Here is a 17,064-nt window from a genome sequence, read left to right on the forward strand (position 1 = left end):
TCAAATCATTTAATGGTTACTTTCACTCCGAAATTGAACGTTCTGGTTTTTGGGTAAGCCTCCGTGTCGACCGAGGCTCCTTGGATGGCATCACTGCTCCACGATTCGGGAGAGGGGCCGGGATAGGACGTGAAGGTATACACGTTATTCGCAGAGGCGAAAACACTGATGTTCCCGAATATCTTTGTCTTGTCCACGATGTACTTGGGGAACCTGTATTCCAAATTGACATTTTGTATTTTAAGATACGAGGCGTTATAGACGGAGAAGTCTGTAAAATCATTGTTGTAGAAATCTAGCCGCACGCACGGGTAATTGCTATCCGGGTTTTCCGGGGTCCAGCGTTTCAGCGCAACGTCCAGCACGTTCGCTGTCCCCGTGGAGGCAAAACAGAATTGATTGGCCTCTGCCGTCCATGCCTTTTGCGCCCCGTAACTGAATGTTCCCTGCACGCTAAGGGTGAGGCCTTTCCAGCTTAAACGGGTGTTGAACCCTCCTTCGAAATCCGGGCGGGAACATCCTAACACGATTTTATCCTCGTGGTTCCCGTACACTTTATTTACCCGGCCGTCACCGTCCTGATCGACAAATTTCAAATCTCCGGGAATGGTTTTCCGGTAAGAATATTGCTCTTGGTATTGATAGTCCGGGTTCAGTGATTCGTAGTAGTCAATTTCAGCTTGAGAACGGAATACCCCGTCAGTTTCAAATCCATAGATTAATCCCAGTGATTCTCCTTCCCGGATAACCGTGTTACTTAGGTAGGTTTGTCCAGGGGCAGAGATGTATTCCGCATCAAGTCCGGTAATTTTGTTTTTGTTCTTCCCGATATTGAAACCGAAAGACCAATTCCAATCCTTGTTTTGGATGATCGTGGCCGAGATGTCAAATTCCACTCCCTTGTTCTCGATGTTGGCAAAATTCACGCTGGTTGATTCCATCCCGGTACTCAATGCCATGGTGAAAGGGTATAACAGGCCTTTCGTGGTCTTCTTGTAGAAACCTAAGGAACCTCTTATTCTCTGGTTCTTCAAAAAGCCGAAGTCTAACCCTAAATCATATTGTTTGGTTGACTCCCATTTCAATTTGTTATTCCCGATCTGGCTCGGTATTGTTGCCGGCATATTCTGATAATCGGTAGAGGAATACAAGGTTCTCCATCCGTATTCTCCGACCCAACCATTACCCGTTTTTCCCCATCCGGCACGGATTTTCAAAAAAGATAGCCATGGGGAATCTTTCAAGAAGTTCTCCTCGGAAACGATCCACGCCGCCGCAAATGACGGGAAGGTACCCCATCTGTATTTCGGGGAGAACTTGGATGAACCGTCCGAACGTATTGTCCCGGTCACGAGGTAACGATCCATGAATTTATACTCGATTCTTCCTACGAAAGACAACAACACGGACCCGCTGGCACTACCGTTTACCGCCCCGTATTTGTAAGGATTAGCTCCTTGCCATATCGCATTCTGCACGTAGTCATCCGGGAAATCGGTCATGGATAGCGTGTAATATTCCTGTTCCTCGTCGTTATAATTACTTGCCAGCATGGCAGTTAATTTGTGATTCTCACCAAAATCCTTCATGTAAGACAAGCGTATTTCGAGTTCTTTACTATCGGTTTTGCTATGTGTTTTTCTCCCGAAACCTTTTTGGTCTCCCCAGTAACCGCTACCTGCCTGCGTGCGGCTGGACTGATAGGCGTAACGTTCCCCCTTCCGTGTTTGGTACGTGTATTGGGTGATCAGGTTCAGTTCGGGCAAAATTCGGAATTCCAGATTTCCCGTGAGCCGTACGTTGTGGTCTTCGCTCTCCGTGGTGTTTTCTTCCATTTCGATAATCGGGTTCACGACATAATAGGTGCGTCCCGAATAGAGATATGAATGTAGATACAAGGAACCGTCGTCATTGTAAGCCTTTATATCGGGACGGGCTTTCGCCGCAGTGGATAGACCAGCATTATTACTTAACCTGTCGGATAGAGTCCCGGAAACTTTCACGGTAGCCCGAATCCATTTATTAATATCGGCGTTGAAACCGATGTCATACGTGTATCTCTCGTAATTCGTTCCTTTCACTTGTCCCAGCTCATCCGTGTAGCCCAAAGAGGCGTTATACCCGAAGGAACTGCCGCCTCCCCGGATGGAGACTTTATGTTGCTGTTTGGAACCGTCTCGCATGATGTATTTCATCCACGGGGTATTGGCCTCCCCGAAGAAATCCGATGCGGCAAACGTTGCGTATTTGGAGTATTTGGTAATATCGTCATATCCTTCCGCTTTTGCTCCATTGCGGACGGCTTCCATGACTAGCATTTTGAACTCGTCCGTGGTCAACGTGTTTACGTCGGAAACGAGGCTCGTTATGCTGTAATCATAGCTGTAATTGATTACCGGTTTCTGGTCTCGTCTACCGCCTTTCGTCATGATCATGATGACTCCGGCTGCGGCTCTTGAACCATAAATGGCGGCAGAAGAGGCTCCTTTCAGTATGTCGATGCTCTGAATATCATCCGGGTTTAGTTCGTTGATGTCAAAATCACTTGTCATCGGGACATTATCCACTACGATTAAAGGAGAGGTTGCCCCGCTTAATGACGGGACTCCCCGAATCTCTAACCGGGCGGGGCTACCGGGTGCCCCGTCTCCTGCCAGAATGCTCAGGCCGGGAATCTGGCCTTGCATCATGTGGGCCACGCTTGTCGCTGTTGATTCTTCGATAATCCGGGAGTCAAAACTTGCCACCGATCCGGTCAAATCTTTTTTGGTTGTTGTTCCGTAACCAATAACGACAACTTCTTCTACCTCGCTTACATCCTCTTCCAACACGACATTCAACGTTTGTTGTCCGGTCCACTTTACCTCTTTCGTCTTCATCCCCACGAACGAGAATAATAGAACTAGAGAATCTCGTTTTTCCACGTTCATCACGTATTCACCTTTCACGTCCGTGGACACACCGACGGTTGAACCCTTTATCAAGATCGTCACCCCCGGTAGAGGGGTTCCCTCTTTGTCTTTCACGATTCCCCGGATGACGATGGTCTCTTTTTTCGTGTCATTTGTTGGACTTCCTGACGTGGAAAGCTCGTTCATTCCCGTGTGATGCCTTGTGTAATTTGCGTTCGACAATAAGGGTAAACAGCACAAAAATGGTAATACGACAAGTCCCCATCCCTTTCGTCTTCGGGGAAATTTTGTTTTCACGGGTGCGAGTACTCTTTTTTGCCTCGCTTTTGTTTGTGGATTTTTTTTCATAATTTTGATTGTTGATTAATTAATAGGAATGTGAATTAATTAACGTGATGGAGTGTGTTCTTAGTGTCTGAAGCCAGAATACACTCCTGTTTTATATTGGATTTGTTGAGATCCCTATTTTGTAACATGGAATCTGGTTGTTATTTTGTATTGTCCAGAAAATCAATAGATATAGAGCCGATTAAATGTCGCATAAGAGAAAATTAAAGTGGTACAAAATCCTGTACATAAAATTGAGAACTTGAAACTCAATTCTACGTATTAGTTATGGTCACATGAATACAAGTCTATTGGGATGCTCTATTTGGGAACAAGTTCTAAGATGTCCGTGCTGATTTGATAAGGCTTGTTTCTTGATAAGGGCAATACTTTCTGTTTCATAATTGTTTCGTTAAATGGTTAAAAAATATGCATTTTACTCCACACTTATTCAATATACTAACAATACTGCAACCTTTTATTAAAGGTGTAACTTCCCTTCTTGCATTTCTGCCTTCATGCATTAGCATTCTGAATAACCCTCTGAGAGGTTCTATGCACAAATATAGTGCTAAATTATATATTAGCAAATATTCTTAACAAAAATCTTTCCTTTATCAATTAAATTTTTTCGAAATGGCAACAAAACAGGAAAATAAAGGAAAGATCAAGAACACGGAAATAGAACTTTATGTCATCAATAAGGTTAAAGAATATAGAATTGCGGCGAAAATGAGCCAAAGAAAACTCTGCATGGAATTGAGATTAAGTCCTACTTACGTGTTTTATGCAGAGAGTCCAAAATATACTGCAAAATACAATTTAAATCAACTTAATGAACTTGCTAAGATTTTCAAATGCTCGATTGCTGATTTTATGCCTTCTCCTTACGTGGAAACGGATACTATTGAAGAATACATGGATTTGCATCCCAAAGTAAGAATAAGGAATGAAAAGATGATAAAGGATGCAGAGGAAAAAGGACGGGAAAAGAGAGAGGCAAAGGAAAAGAAAGGCAAAGCGAAAAGGAAAAAGCAATAATTTATTTGAACTGTTCGTATCATTACCCTAATCCACCCCAAATAAAGCAGTAATTTAACCCAAATAATCTCACTTCCTCAGAGATCATTCGATGCTTACTCGTGGCTCAAACATTACGGGATGACTAAGCTCAGAGTAAGCATCGAATAAACTTCGAATAAGGGGGATTATTTCCCTAGGTTCTCCGTGGGATTTCCCTTGATTTTGGTTTGATGGTGATCATGCCGTTTTTGTGATTCGAGATTTAAGATCGTGATTTACTCTCTTGCTGTTACTTTTTTTCGCCCTACCAAAGCTTACATCCTGTTATTATGTCTCCCTTGTCTTTTCGTTATTTCTTCGTTCCTATAGAGCTATGCTTTAACGATAGGATAACGAATAAATAACGGAGATATACAAGAGAAAGTATTGTGTATTAGAGTATTTGTTGAGATGCGTCTATTCTTGATCTGTAATTTTGTGATGAGGGGTTGGGGTGACTGAAATAAAAAGATGATTAGGAATAAACTTTTTTAGGATAAGATATTTCTCTCATAGATTAATATTTTATCTTGTTCTGCCGAATCTTTCGCAAAATCTTTTAATTGTCCCTCTTCCACGAGATCAATTTTCTTGCGGAGAAGGGATTGTAGGGCGTTCACGATGCTAATATATTTGAAAAGAGTAACATTCGCACTCTTGTCAAAACGGACAAGTATATCAATATCACTTTCTTTTGATTCTTCCCCACGAGAGTAAGAGCCAAAAATCCATACCTTTTCCACGGGTTGTAGTGTGAAAAATTCTCTTAGTTTATCGATAATAGTCTGTTTCATAGATAGTGTTTCAAAAAGTGTGTAAATTCCGAATTGATTATTTTTGTAATGCAATTTTCAAAAATGAATTATTATGGAATTTACATGTGAACAAATCTCGGAAATAATTTCCGAAATCACAAACGGTGAACTAGGTTTACAAGGCTTGGTCAAACAAGGCTTAGAGAGTTTAATGTTATCGGAACGTGCTCTTCATAACGAGACACGTGGTGACGTGAGTAACGGTTTTCGTGGTCGTCGAGTATGTCATGGCGGTAAGGTCTTCGAGCTTCGGGTCCCGCGTAGTCGTAACAACCATTTTTACCCGATGTTACTGGGGGTGCTAAAAGACCAGGAAGAAGAGGCTCAAAAGCTAGCGAGTAGCCTTTATTGCAGCGGTTTAACCACGGAACAAGTGGGTAAAATTTACGAGCAATTTTACGGGAAACATTACAGTAAAAGCCAGGTTAGCCGCTTGTTGAACACGGCCCGCGAGGATGTAAATGCCTGGCTAGGTCGTGAACTGGATCATCGTTACCCGATAATTTACATTGATGCCACCTATGTCCTCACCCGTCGTGATGATTCCGTTTCCAACGAGGCTTACTACACGGTTTTGGGGGTGAAAGAAGACCGAACCCGCGAGGTGCTGGCCGTGGTGAACTTCCCCACGGAAAGTGCCACGAACTGGAAGGACGTGTTTGAAGACCTCAAGGAAAGAGGCGTGGGCGTGATTGATCTCCTGGTGTGTGATGGACTGCCCGGCATTGAAAACGTGCTGGCAGAAACCTTTCCAAAAGCAGATTTACAATTATGTACCGTGCACCTGAAGAGGAATATAGCTGGGAAAGTCAAGCCCAGGGACAAGAAACAGGTCATGGAAGAACTTAAACAGATCTGTACTCCCGACCAGTGGGAGATCTCCCCGGAACAGGCATTCCAAAAATTTAAAGAGTTTATTGCCAGGTGGCAGAAAAGTTATCCCGTCTTGAAAAGATATTGCCACGACAGGTACAGGTTCTATTTCACCTACTTCAAGTACGAGAGGGAAATCAGGGGGATGATTTACACCACCAACTGGATCGAAAGGCTGAACAGGGATTACAAGAGGGTGATCAACATGAGGGGCGCCATGCCAAACCCCCAAGCCGTCATACTACTCATGGGAACGGTAGCCCAAAATGCAGATATTTATAAATATCCTATTTATAATTTTTTAGAATCAAGATTATTTTATTGAACTATTTATAATTTTGCATGCATGAGAAAAGAAGGAATTTACACACTTTTTGAAACACTATCATTTACACTTTTTGAGACACTATCGTGATTTTACAGGTATACCTAAGAATTCTATATATCAACCTTCTTATAGGGAAAGAAATAATATTGATGCTTTAATGTTGCAAGGTGGAAAAGGTTCAAAGTATATGTTTGTAAGAAGTAAGGTTTATGAACGCTATAAATTATGATTTTGTAGTTTGTTGTGTGATTTAATATTTTGTGTTTGGAAAATGGTATTTTTTCAAATGTTTGTCTATTTGTTTGTCCTTTGATGAAAAAACGAGCGACTAGAATGTTGTTTCTAGTCGCTCTATTAGCTTGATTTTCAAGTTGGTGACCTCGGTGGGACTCGAACCCACGGCCCATTGATTAAGAGTCAATTGCTCTACCAGCTGAGCTACGAAGTCTTCCTTGTTGCAAGGGCTTTTAACCGTTTTGCGGGTGCAAATATGCAACAATATTTTTTAATCTGCAAGAAAATTATTCTTTAATGTTGTGATAAACGTTAGTTACATCATCATCTTCTTCTAATTTCTCCAGCAATTTGTCCACGGTTTCTCTTTGTTCGTCGGTTAATTCTTTTGTATCAAGAGGGATACGCTCGAATTCTCCGCTGACCATTTCGTAGTGGTTATCTTCCAAATATTTTTGAATAGCCCCGAACGCTTCGAATGAACCGTAGATGATCACGTGATTTTCTTCGTCCTCGAAGATTTCGTCGGCACCGTAGTCAATCATTTCCAATTCGAATTCTTCTAGGTCGAAGTTCTCTGGGCGGGTAATTTTGAACACGCATTTCCGATCGAACAAGAAATCGAGGCTACCGGTTGTTCCTAAAGAACCGCCGTATTTATTGAAGCAATGACGTACGTTAGCAACGGTACGGGTGTTATTGTCGGTTGCGGTTTCTACCACGATGGCGATACCGAAAGGACCGTATCCCTCGTAAACGATCTCCTTGTAATCAGAAGTATCTTTTGAAACGGCGCGTTTGATAGCTCTTTCGACGTTCTCCTTCGGCATATTTTCAGCCTTGGCGTTTTGGATAAGTATACGTAAACGCGTGTTATTCGCTGGGTCCGGACCGCCGGCTTTTACGGCAATATCAATTTCTTTTCCTATTCTGGTAAACGTACGGGCCATATTGCCCCATCTCTTTAGCTTCCGTGCTTTACGGTATTCGAACGCTCTTCCCATATGATGTGAATCTTATTTATATAACAATTTGAAACGCGAATTTAGTTTTTCTACTTAAAACAAAAAAGGAATTCAGCGATTTTGTGTTGAGAATGAGTTTCATTCCACGAGTTCTACACTGAAATCATCAATATATATTCCCTCTTCGGGTATGATCTCTTTGCCATAGGTACGGATTTCTACCCGTAAAAGTTTGGCTCCTTCTGGGGCGATGAATGATTTGCCGTTGAACACGTTGATCCAGCCGTTCGTTTGTTTCAGGTAACTTTGGGCTTGTATGGGTTTGTTGTGTTCTGCCGGGAGTGCCGAGTTTTTGGTTTTACGCCAGTAACAGTAATATTTCCACGGAAAAGAGGGAGAAGGGGCATTCACGTGCATTTTTATCTCGTAGCGTTTGCCGGCTTCAATTTCTACATCTTGGTACAGGTAAGTTTTACCTTGTAGGTAGGCCGCTTGTCCGGAACGGGCTTGGGAGCCCGTGATCTTGAGGGCGATACTGTCTTTCCCGTCTTTATAAAAGTGCCAATGGTCGGGTTCTTTTTCCGGGTTACTCCATTCCTCGAAATCTCCGTTCCGTAATAAGCTTTCCCCGTTTCCTTGTATCCCGCCTTCGGTTAATTCCGGGAAATTACATTCCACGTGAATGGTTTGATTCGTGTCAATAGCTATCGAGAAGGGGATAATTTTTCGCTTTGGTGTGTTGTCTTCATCATAGGTAACAGAAAGCGTGGTTTCCCCCTTTTTGGCGGGGAAGGTCCGAATCATTACTTTTCCTTGATTATCCACGGGTTTCGTGATCGTGCCGAAGGTGTTAGTGGTTGATCCGGAAAAACTGACCGAGGACGGGATGAAAGACAATTCCAGATTTAGGTTGGATATTTCCTTTGGAATCGCATGGAGAGAAACCTGTAATGTTCCCGTTCTCCGGAAGAGTCGAATTGGGGGAAGGGCATTTTTATTTTCCGTGATACTGACACTTTGTAGAGCCGTGGAGATGTCACTGGCCTCTTGGTAAGTGTTTTCTTCATGTGGTAGGCAAAGGAACAAGTTTTCAAGTGTTTCTCCGGTTTCCGGAATAACCATGTTTCCCTTGGGAGCGTTGGCCACGAGGGCTAATCTGTATCTGCCTAGAGGGAGAGTAGCATGAAGTGTGTTTTCATGAATGTCCGATGATGTAAACGTTTCATGACGGGCGATACGATTATCCCGGTCAATGGCAAACAGGTGCAAGTGGTGTATGGAAAATTCCTCGGAAGTGTTACATTCAAGCGGGATTCGTATCTCCTGCCCTTCCATGACTTTGCTTTTCTGACATGAAAAAAGTACAAACTGCGTTACCAGTAAAAATATTATTTTTCTCATTGTGTTTTTGAACTTGTAACTGGTAAACCTGCAACTTGTAACTTTTAGCAAGGTGAAGTCTTGTTAAAAAATAGAGATCCCGATGTTCGTGGTAAACCGTTCGAGCGTTTCGATTCCCATGTACGAGTTCCCGTGTTCATTCAGTTCGGGACTCCACACGGCGATACTGAGCTTGCCCGGGATGATGGCTACCACGCCTCCTCCGACACCGCTTTTGCCCGGCATTCCTACACGGAAAGCAAACTCTCCGGATTCGTCGTAGAAACCGCAGGTCAGCATGAGTGCGCTGAGGCGTTTCGAGCGGCTCACGGTGAGGATATTCTCGTTATTGTGCGGGTTGATCCCGTGGTTGGCCAGGAACAGAAATGATTTTGCAAGATCCTCGCACGTCATGGCAATACTGCATTGATTGCAGTACACGTCGATCAGCGAATCCACGTCGTTATCGATGTTACCGAAACTTTTCATGAAATGTCCCAGGGCTTGATTCCGGCTAGCGTGTTCAAATTCGGACTGGGCCACCGTTTTATCATAGTAAATGTCGTCGTTTCCGGCCACGCTTCTCACGAATTGCAGGATGGCTTCTTTCGGCCGGTGGTAAAGGTTCATCACTTTATCCGTAACCACGAGAGCCCCGGCGTTGATAAACGGATTACGCGGGATTCCCTGTTCGTGTTCCAACTGAACCAGCGAGTTAAACGGGGTTCCGGAAGGTTCCCGGCCCACGTATTGCCACAGGTCTCCCCCCATATGGCGAACGACCATGGCGAGAGTAAAGACTTTCGAAATACTTTGGATGGAGAATTTGGTTTGGTAGTCTCCCGTGCCGACGATCTGACCGTCGAGAGTGGCTATGGCAATCCCGTATTGGCACGGGTTGACATTTGCCAAGGCAGGGATATAATCAGCTACTTTACCTTGTCCGAAGAGGGGTTTTACCTCGTTATATATGTTGTCAATAACTTCCTTGTAATCCATTGCAAACGTTTTAAACGGGGGCAAAGATAAGAAAGTAAATGATTCATCGGTACGTGTTTATTTTATTTTTCGTACAATTTTGCCAGAATAGGTTTCCGTGAGATGTTCTTGAAAATATATGTTCTTGGGAACTTCGTAAGGAGATAAACAGGATTTAAGTCGGGATAGCAATTGCAGACATTTGGCCTCGTCCCAGGGGAGCGATTCTATGACAAGCACGGCTTTTTGTCCTAGCCGACTGTCGTCTTCAGCCGTGATAAAGAAACGTTGGCTTAGAAAAGAGGCGATACGGGCTTCTATGCTTTCCGGGAATAGTTTTATTCCACCGGAATTGATCACGTTATCATGGCGTCCCAACCATTCGAAATGAGTGGTGTCAACAAGCCGGACAATATCGTTCGTGATGAATCTCTGTTGTTGGAGATGCGGGGTGTTGATGACCAGGCATCCTCTTTCGTCCGTGGAGAAGGACACTTTTCCCAAGGCAAAATAGGCGGGAGATTTTCTTTCGCCATTGATTTCCCGCAGGGCAATATGCGAAACGGTTTCAGTCATGCCATAGGTGCCGTAACATCTTGTCGGCAGTTCTTGAAGACCTTGTTCTAACGTGGGGGAAACAGCTGCCCCGCCAATGATCACTTGCTTGATGCGAGCGAATCGGGAACGAGTTTCCGGGTTGGTCAAGGTGGTTTCAACCTGCATGGGAACCATGGCGGCGAAGTCAATGTCGTTCTCGATGTTTTGCAGGGGAGAAGAGGTCGGTTTTATCGTGATCAGGTCGGCTCCCGAGAGGATGGTGCGGACGATCATCATTTTCCCTGCGATATAAGTCGGGGAAAGGCAAAGTAACAAGCGGGATTGAGGACCGATGTGGAAATATTCGTTTGTTAAGCTGGCGGATGCGATCATGTCTTTTTTTAGTAACCGGATTTCCTTCGGTTTCCCCGTGGAACCGGAAGTATGCCCGATAACTTCTTCTTTTTCGTTATACCATTCCTGTAAAAAGGCGATGACTTCCGGGTCGATATTTCCCGTGAGCATATTTAAATCCGTGTACCGTTTACCGTTTAGTCTGATGTTCATGGCTTTTAAAACGAAATGGGGGATAAATTCCAGCTTGCCTGTGGGTTGTACCGGATGGTCGAGCCGGTTTGTTCCAAGGGTGAAGGGATATTATTCGTGTAGAGTTGCCCCGTTCCCAATCCTTGAGGCATACCCGTGGGGTGACACTCCAAAATATAAGCCGTCCATTGTGCAATGGCATTCAACCCGATATTGGATTCCAGCGCGGAAGTAATCCACCAGCCGATGTTACGTTCTCGGGAGCGGGAAATCCATTCCCATGAACCCGAAAAACTGCCTAAAAGAGATGGTTTTATTACGACGTATTGGGGGCGAATAGTATCAAGTAGCTTGTCTTTGTTGAATCCTTCGATTCCGATCAATTCTTCATCTAGGGCAATCGGGATCGGGGTATTTCGGCATAGACGAGACATTTCTTCCCATTGTCCTTGACGGATGGGCTGTTCGATAGAGTGAATATCATATTTAGCCAATTGTTCCAGTTTGCGGGGTGCATCTTTCGGGGAGAAAGCTCCGTTGGCATCAACCCGGAGTTCTATTAGCTCTTTGCTGAATTGTGACCGAATCATGCGTAACAAGTCTAGCTCTGCCTCGAAATCAATAGCTCCTATCTTCAATTTAATACAATGGAAGCCTGCATCCAACTTTTTGATAATCTGTTGGCGCATGGAATCTTTGGAACCCATCCAGATCAAACCGTTGATTTCGACATCTGTTTGTCCTTCGGTGAAAGGGGTGGGGTAAATGATGCGTTTACCACCATGCTTTAAATCCGCGAGAGCGGTATCCAAGCCGAATTGGATAGAACTCCAATCTTGCAAGTAGCGGATGTCACGTAGGTTGCTGAAACCTTCGCAGGTTTCTTTTAATATTTTCTCGAATTCCGGGCGGTCGTCTGCACTTAATCCCCGAAACAAAGCACACTCTCCCAATCCGTATATTTCGGGTTGTTCCGACTCCCAGACTTTGATAAACCAAGTTTCTTTTTCCGTGAGAATCCCTCGGGAAGTTCCTGCCGGTTGCTTGAAGTGTAGGTTATATTTTGAATATGTTGCTTGTAGCATAGTTTATTTTTTAGTACAAGCAAAAGTAAGGTATTCTATAAATGAAATCAAGGAGTTTTATTTAAAACTCCTTGATTTGTATATTAAATGCCGGGTAAGGCATTTAAAACTTTTTCGATGTCCGGTGAGGAAGGACGGATCATACTGGCGTTAACGATTTTTCCTTCCGGGGCGAGTAGTATAAAATGAGGAATTCCATTTATATTATAATCTTTCTGGAATTGACTGCCTCGCCCGATTAGAAGTTGGGTGCCGGAGAGTTCTCCGGATTTAACCATGTTTTCCCAGTCTGTTTTGTTCTGATCGGTGGAAAGACTTAGGAACGTGATGTTTTTTCCTTCGAATTTCTTCTCCAGTTCTTTCAGGAACGGGATTTCTTTTTTGCAGGGACCGCACCAGGTTGCCCAAACGTCGATGTACAGGTATTTCCCGTTGAAGTCTTTCAAGGATAAAGTTTTCCCGTTAATATCCTGTCCTTTAAAGTCAGGAGATGGGCGTCCGACCGATGTGAGATCCCATTGATCACGAATCTCTTTATATGCGGCTCGTAGATCGGGATCGGTGACGTAAGCGTTATAGATATTTTCCAGATCGGTAATGTTGCGAATTCCATTTTTCTTCACGTATTTCATGGCAATATCGTTCAGAATGACCTGTTTTACCTTTTCGTTCTGGATGTTTTCGGCAAGATATTTCATTTGACTCACGCATCTGTCGTAAAGGTTCGGTATCCGTTTTCCCGGAGAGGCAAGGAGGATTGCCGCTTCCGCAACAAATTCCCTGTATAACGGGAGATGAACAAGCTGTTCGTCTCCTTGTATGAGTTGGCTTAACATATTGTAATATTCCGGTCCCGGCTGATAGCTTGTGTCTTGTGTCAAGTAGGCATATCCCATGGGATGCATGAGTATATTGAAGGCATACATGTATTTTATACGTCCTTTTTCCCAGGTAACGAAATCGGGATTTACGGTTTCTAGTTTCCTGGCTTGTAATAATTTGATTGCCTCGTCTGTTTTTTGTTGAACAAGTGTGATTAGCTCGTCTAGCGGGCGACCGTATTCATCCGGAGCGATTTCCGTGTATGTGATCGCGTTGAGGTAGTCATTGACCGGGGCGTTTTTGCCTTCGAATCGAATCTCGTCCTTGAATTTACCGGCATCGAAGGAGATAGTAAGTTGGTCCCCTTTTTGAAAAAAGACATTCTTGGACTCTTCGCCATAGAACAAGCGGGCATATATTAAATCGCCTTGTAAGGTACAGGTGGCCTTACCGTTCTTGTCCAGTTCGATTTCGTCGATTAATTCCGGGCTTTGAACAATGGCGACTTTGGAGTAAGTCGGGTTCTGAACGTTGAAATTGACAACAATATCGTCCTTGTTTTTTTGTGAATTCGAACAAGCGTTAGCGATAAAGAATAAGATGATAAATATAAGATTTCTCATTTCGATGATATTAATTATTAATCATATATTTCTTGCATTGCGGCATCAAGCCACCCGCCTCGTGCGTTTATGCTAAGAATATTTCCTTGAGCATCCACGAGAATGGAGGAAGGAACGCCCGTCAAGTTATATGCTTTGAATGCAGATTCTCCCGGGGGTGTTCTCCGGTCGAGTAGTTGGCCCCAGGATAAGTTTTCCTCCTTTAAGGCCGTGAGCCAGTTTTCCCGTTTCGAGTCGATGGAGATACTCACGATATTAAATCCTTTCGGATGATATTTGTCGTATGTTTTCCGGATGTGGGGGAATTCTGCCCGGCAGGGCTGACACCATGAAGCCCAGAATTCGATCAGGGTAATATGTCCGGGTTCTACGAAATCGGAGATCTTTTTACTGCTGCCATCGGGGACGATAAGTTCTTTATCCAGAAAAGGTTGTCCGATGAATATTTGTTTACGTTGTATTGTTTCCCGCAGTGATTTCCCCATTTCGGATTCTTGTAAACGGGGAGAGAGTGCCGTGAACAGTTGCTCCGTCTCTTGCCGAGAAAGTGATGAGTTGCCTTTACAGAGTTCTTGTGCGACGTGTAAGCTAATCACGGATTCGGGATGATCTTTGATATATTTTATTTGGGCATCTTGTATTTTTCGTGCCTTTGCTGTCGTTTGTTTGGCCAGATCTATCGCTTTGGTCAAGTCGTTACCATAGTAATAGGCTTGGGTGTAGGCAGTGAACGTTTTTTTGCGATCGGCTTGAAGAGGTTGTATCTGATCTGTATAATTTTGGAAAGCATCTTGTGTGTTGCTTCCCGAAATGCTGAACACGGGAGCCTTTCCTGAATTGTCGCAAACCGCTTTCACGGCCGTACTGTCAAGAAAGAGCGAAAAATTGACCAGTTTACTCCGATCCGAACGGTTATTGGGATCCAGGTAAATGAGTACGCTGCAATAACGGGGAATATCAAATTTTCCTTCCAAGAGGAATTTCCCGTTTGATATTTGGGTACTGTCAATGGCATAAGGTTGATTTATGTCATTAAGCATCAAGAACACGGGTTTACCTTCCCAAGCTTCGGGTACCTCCCCCGAGAGGGAGTACCCGTTGTGTTTTGTACAACTGAAGATGGATAGAAGGAACATGATAAATAAAATGTGTTTCATTTTTATTCTTGAGTTAGAGGTTCTTTATAGATAATATCCACGATTCTGCCGAAACCGGAATGGTATTCTTTATAATCGGTTATTTGTGCCAGGTTATCAACCGCCTCGTACACTCTGAGTTCACCTCCGTCAGTACCCCCCTTGTCACTGCCCACGATCAGGTCGTAAGAACGTCTGGCATTTTCTGCATTCCTGTATAGATAAAATTTCAGGCAAGTGATTTCTCCCGGAACTTCAAACTGAAATTCGGAAGAAGGGGTACTCGTGTCCAGATTTACCCGGTAGACTTTTCCATCTACGGCATAAAACATTTGATCGTTTAAGGGGCTGAATGCAAAATGTTCCGCTTGTGTTATATCAGTGCAATTAGAGAGGTTTGCGTAATGGGTTTTCGTGTATGCCGGCATTCCCATCAATGCCATATAATAGTCGTCTAATGTAATTCCGTAAAGGTGATAAATTCCGTTGTTCTCCAAGATCGTGAACGTGATATTATTGAAGAAACCGGGCATCATGGCGGATTCGGAGTAGTTACGTCCACTATTCTCCATGTAAACGTAGTTGTAACCCATCGGGAATGAAAAAGCATTGCCTCCGGCTTCATCGTCGTTCATGCTCAAGCAACCTACAGTTTGATCTCCGGTTAATCCCCCATACATTCCTCCCGGATGATAAACAAATTGTTTGTGGTCTAAATCATAGAACATAAATACCGGGGCAAATTGCATCGGATTTGTGATGTTACATCCCACGTATGGTGCGATTTGTATATATTCTTTCGTGTTATCGTCATTACGAAGATAATTTAATCTTGATTCCCATAATGCTCCTGCTCCCATACTATAATTACTGCTAAATACCCCCTCTGGTGTTACCATCATGCGGTAATAGCCTGCTGATGTGATATGCATAGGTTTGGCATCATTCATATCTCCCATTTCGTATTTCATGAGATATTCTTCTTTCCATTCGAAAGCATCTTTATGTAGCCGGGTAGTTCCTTCTTCTGTGAGCAAATAGAATGGGGAGGTAGGATCTACTTGTTGTACAGAACTCATATCTTCCGTGTTTTCGGGACTAAGAGCAATGAGAGCCAACGGCCCTTTCTTGAAAGGCATATCCGAATCGGCAAGCATATCCTTCGAATGTACCTCTTCTCCCAATACAGTTGAGATCATATCCAGGCGAACATTACCATTCTCGGAACACAGAAGGACCCAGCCCTCGGAAGTGGTTGTAACGACGGAAAGATTCGCTTGTTGTTGATAAAACACGTTCAGGTGTTTGTCCTTTACCGTGTAAATCAATTTATAAGGACCTGGACGTAAAGATATAATATCATTAAATTCTTTTGTGGTAGCCAACACTTCACTTGCGGAATCATTTGCGTCTTCCGCCTCGAATTGCCGGATGGCCAGCCATTCGTATTCATATCGATCCTCATCGGCTTCCAAGCCATCTAGTTGCACGGGGATAGACAAATTTTGGTATGCCAAAGCTTGGATCGAACTACCGATACCTTCAATTTTTACTTCCGGAATATCGTGGTAATTATAATTACCTTTATCGTCCGCACAAGCACTGATTCCACCTGCTATTGCAACAAGTAAAAAAAGTGATTTTATTCTATATAATATCTGTTTCATAGTCTATCTTCTTATTGTAATTAAAAGATGGTATTTCCATTCTCGTCAAAGATTTCCGGGTCAGGAGTCTCCAATAACAATTGTTCCGCTACATATTTTCTCATTTCTGATATTAAATATTGGAATCGGGCACTTGTTATTTTTGATGAATCGTTAAAGTCCGAGCGCGGGATGTCCATCACCCGGCAGGTCAGGAAGAAACGTTGAGGGGTAAATGGATATATATACGTGTACCAAGCGGCGGGAGCTTCGGTGAATAGTTCCGAGAACTCGATCTTATGACGCATAGTAGAGACATCCGTGCCGCTTTGGATATCCGTGATCTCGTGTGTGATGATCGGTTTGAAATGTTCGTTTTCTTCAATAGCGATCTCGATTGTTTTCGCTTCTTCTTGCAATGCGGTCGTCCGTTTCAGCGTGATTTCATAGTTGAACGAACTGGCTCCCGCAGGTAATACCGGATTGGCGGGTAACACGAAATCATCCCCTTCTTTTGCACTTCCCCCAACAACTTTGATGTTTACAGGGCGAGCTTCGTCGGTTGCCCTACCGACCAGCTGAACCGGGATCGATACAATGGCCTCGTTCTGCGATTCCTCGATGTACACGAACGTGAAGTTCGTGCTGTCTGTCAGGATATTTCCTACTCTTATGCGTTGGTTGAAATAGATTCCTTCATTTGCACTATAGTTATTAACCTCTTCTTCCGAACAAGCGGTTAATCCTATAATGAGCATAATCCATATAAATATATTGCTTGTTTTCATCATTCGC

Annotated in this window: 13 protein-coding genes and 1 tRNA gene; 2 read left to right on the forward strand and 12 right to left on the reverse strand. The window is 43.6% G+C overall.

The features are described from left to right. Nucleotides 1–5: 5 nt before the first annotated feature. Nucleotides 6–3,260, reverse strand: a complete 3,255-nt coding sequence (locus F1644_RS12810; RefSeq protein ID WP_118302904.1) for a SusC/RagA family TonB-linked outer membrane protein — start codon at nucleotides 3,258–3,260, stop codon at nucleotides 6–8. 615 nt (nucleotides 3,261–3,875) lie between these two features. Between F1644_RS12810 and F1644_RS12815 the strand changes: the two genes are divergently transcribed. Beyond that, complete coding sequence (locus tag F1644_RS12815) at nucleotides 3,876–4,280, forward strand: XRE family transcriptional regulator (protein WP_118302906.1); 405 nt, start codon at nucleotides 3,876–3,878, stop codon at nucleotides 4,278–4,280. A 512-nt stretch (nucleotides 4,281–4,792) separates the two neighbouring features. Here the strand turns inward: F1644_RS12815 and F1644_RS12820 are convergent. Continuing rightward, entirely contained in the window at nucleotides 4,793–5,095 is a 303-nt protein-coding gene (locus F1644_RS12820; RefSeq protein WP_118302908.1) for a nucleotidyltransferase family protein, read from the reverse strand. 73 nt (nucleotides 5,096–5,168) lie between these two features. Here F1644_RS12820 and F1644_RS12825 point away from each other — a divergent pair, with 73 nt between their 5' ends. Then, the gene (locus tag F1644_RS12825) at nucleotides 5,169–6,314 is read left to right on the forward strand and encodes an IS256 family transposase (protein WP_189021482.1); all 1,146 of its coding nucleotides are present in this window, start codon (nucleotides 5,169–5,171) and stop codon (nucleotides 6,312–6,314) included. A 375-nt stretch (nucleotides 6,315–6,689) separates the two neighbouring features. Here F1644_RS12825 and F1644_RS12830 read toward each other — a convergent pair. The 10 genes from F1644_RS12830 to F1644_RS12875 form a co-directional block, all read right to left on the reverse strand. Then, nucleotides 6,690–6,765: transfer RNA gene (locus F1644_RS12830), tRNA-Lys, on the reverse strand. Between the two features lie 73 nt (nucleotides 6,766–6,838). After that, nucleotides 6,839–7,555, reverse strand: coding sequence for a YebC/PmpR family DNA-binding transcriptional regulator (locus F1644_RS12835; protein WP_087419310.1), 717 nt, complete (start codon nucleotides 7,553–7,555; stop codon nucleotides 6,839–6,841). Nucleotides 7,556–7,654: 99 nt separating this feature from the next. Next, nucleotides 7,655–8,917, reverse strand: coding sequence for a FimB/Mfa2 family fimbrial subunit (locus F1644_RS12840; protein WP_147344489.1), 1,263 nt, complete (start codon nucleotides 8,915–8,917; stop codon nucleotides 7,655–7,657). Between the two features lie 63 nt (nucleotides 8,918–8,980). After that, nucleotides 8,981–9,895 carry a glutaminase gene (locus F1644_RS12845; protein ID WP_118302916.1) on the reverse strand — a complete coding sequence of 305 codons (915 nt, stop codon included), beginning with the start codon at nucleotides 9,893–9,895 and terminating at the stop codon, nucleotides 8,981–8,983. 57 nt (nucleotides 9,896–9,952) lie between these two features. Beyond that, a complete protein-coding gene (locus F1644_RS12850) occupies nucleotides 9,953–10,978 on the reverse strand; it encodes an AMP-binding protein (RefSeq protein WP_118302918.1) in 1,026 nt (341 codons plus the stop codon). Between the two features lie 5 nt (nucleotides 10,979–10,983). Continuing rightward, complete coding sequence (locus F1644_RS12855) at nucleotides 10,984–12,042, reverse strand: o-succinylbenzoate synthase (protein ID WP_118302920.1); 1,059 nt, start codon at nucleotides 12,040–12,042, stop codon at nucleotides 10,984–10,986. 83 nt (nucleotides 12,043–12,125) lie between these two features. After that, the gene (locus F1644_RS12860) at nucleotides 12,126–13,487 is read right to left on the reverse strand and encodes a TlpA family protein disulfide reductase (RefSeq protein WP_118302922.1); all 1,362 of its coding nucleotides are present in this window, start codon (nucleotides 13,485–13,487) and stop codon (nucleotides 12,126–12,128) included. Between the two features lie 17 nt (nucleotides 13,488–13,504). Next, nucleotides 13,505–14,644 carry a TlpA disulfide reductase family protein gene (locus F1644_RS12865; RefSeq protein ID WP_168044459.1) on the reverse strand — a complete coding sequence of 380 codons (1,140 nt, stop codon included), beginning with the start codon at nucleotides 14,642–14,644 and terminating at the stop codon, nucleotides 13,505–13,507. Between the two features lie 2 nt (nucleotides 14,645–14,646). Beyond that, nucleotides 14,647–16,290, reverse strand: a complete 1,644-nt coding sequence (locus F1644_RS12870; RefSeq protein ID WP_087419317.1) for a PKD-like family lipoprotein — start codon at nucleotides 16,288–16,290, stop codon at nucleotides 14,647–14,649. Nucleotides 16,291–16,310: 20 nt separating this feature from the next. After that, a complete protein-coding gene (locus tag F1644_RS12875; RefSeq protein ID WP_118302926.1) occupies nucleotides 16,311–17,060 on the reverse strand; it encodes a DUF4843 domain-containing protein in 750 nt (249 codons plus the stop codon). Between the last annotated feature and the right edge of the window lie 4 nt (nucleotides 17,061–17,064).

This window comes from Butyricimonas paravirosa (assembly GCF_032878955.1).
In the GTDB taxonomy this organism is placed as follows: Bacteria; Bacteroidota; Bacteroidia; order Bacteroidales; family Marinifilaceae; genus Butyricimonas; species Butyricimonas paravirosa.

Bases quoted from the DNA above. Each gene is read 5' to 3' on its own strand.
- F1644_RS12810 (WP_118302904.1), bottom strand. From the start codon at position 3,260: ATGAAAAAAAATCCACAAACAAAAGCGAGGCAAAAAAGAGTACTCGCA.
- F1644_RS12815 (WP_118302906.1), top strand. From the start codon at position 3,876: ATGGCAACAAAACAGGAAAATAAAGGAAAGATCAAGAACACGGAAATA.
- F1644_RS12820 (WP_118302908.1), bottom strand. From the start codon at position 5,095: ATGAAACAGACTATTATCGATAAACTAAGAGAATTTTTCACACTACAA.
- F1644_RS12825 (WP_189021482.1), top strand. From the start codon at position 5,169: ATGGAATTTACATGTGAACAAATCTCGGAAATAATTTCCGAAATCACA.
- F1644_RS12835 (WP_087419310.1), bottom strand. From the start codon at position 7,555: ATGGGAAGAGCGTTCGAATACCGTAAAGCACGGAAGCTAAAGAGATGG.
- F1644_RS12840 (WP_147344489.1), bottom strand. From the start codon at position 8,917: ATGAGAAAAATAATATTTTTACTGGTAACGCAGTTTGTACTTTTTTCA.
- F1644_RS12845 (WP_118302916.1), bottom strand. From the start codon at position 9,895: ATGGATTACAAGGAAGTTATTGACAACATATATAACGAGGTAAAACCC.
- F1644_RS12850 (WP_118302918.1), bottom strand. From the start codon at position 10,978: ATGAACATCAGACTAAACGGTAAACGGTACACGGATTTAAATATGCTC.
- F1644_RS12855 (WP_118302920.1), bottom strand. From the start codon at position 12,042: ATGCTACAAGCAACATATTCAAAATATAACCTACACTTCAAGCAACCG.
- F1644_RS12860 (WP_118302922.1), bottom strand. From the start codon at position 13,487: ATGAGAAATCTTATATTTATCATCTTATTCTTTATCGCTAACGCTTGT.
- F1644_RS12865 (WP_168044459.1), bottom strand. From the start codon at position 14,644: ATGAAACACATTTTATTTATCATGTTCCTTCTATCCATCTTCAGTTGT.
- F1644_RS12870 (WP_087419317.1), bottom strand. From the start codon at position 16,290: ATGAAACAGATATTATATAGAATAAAATCACTTTTTTTACTTGTTGCA.
- F1644_RS12875 (WP_118302926.1), bottom strand. From the start codon at position 17,060: ATGATGAAAACAAGCAATATATTTATATGGATTATGCTCATTATAGGA.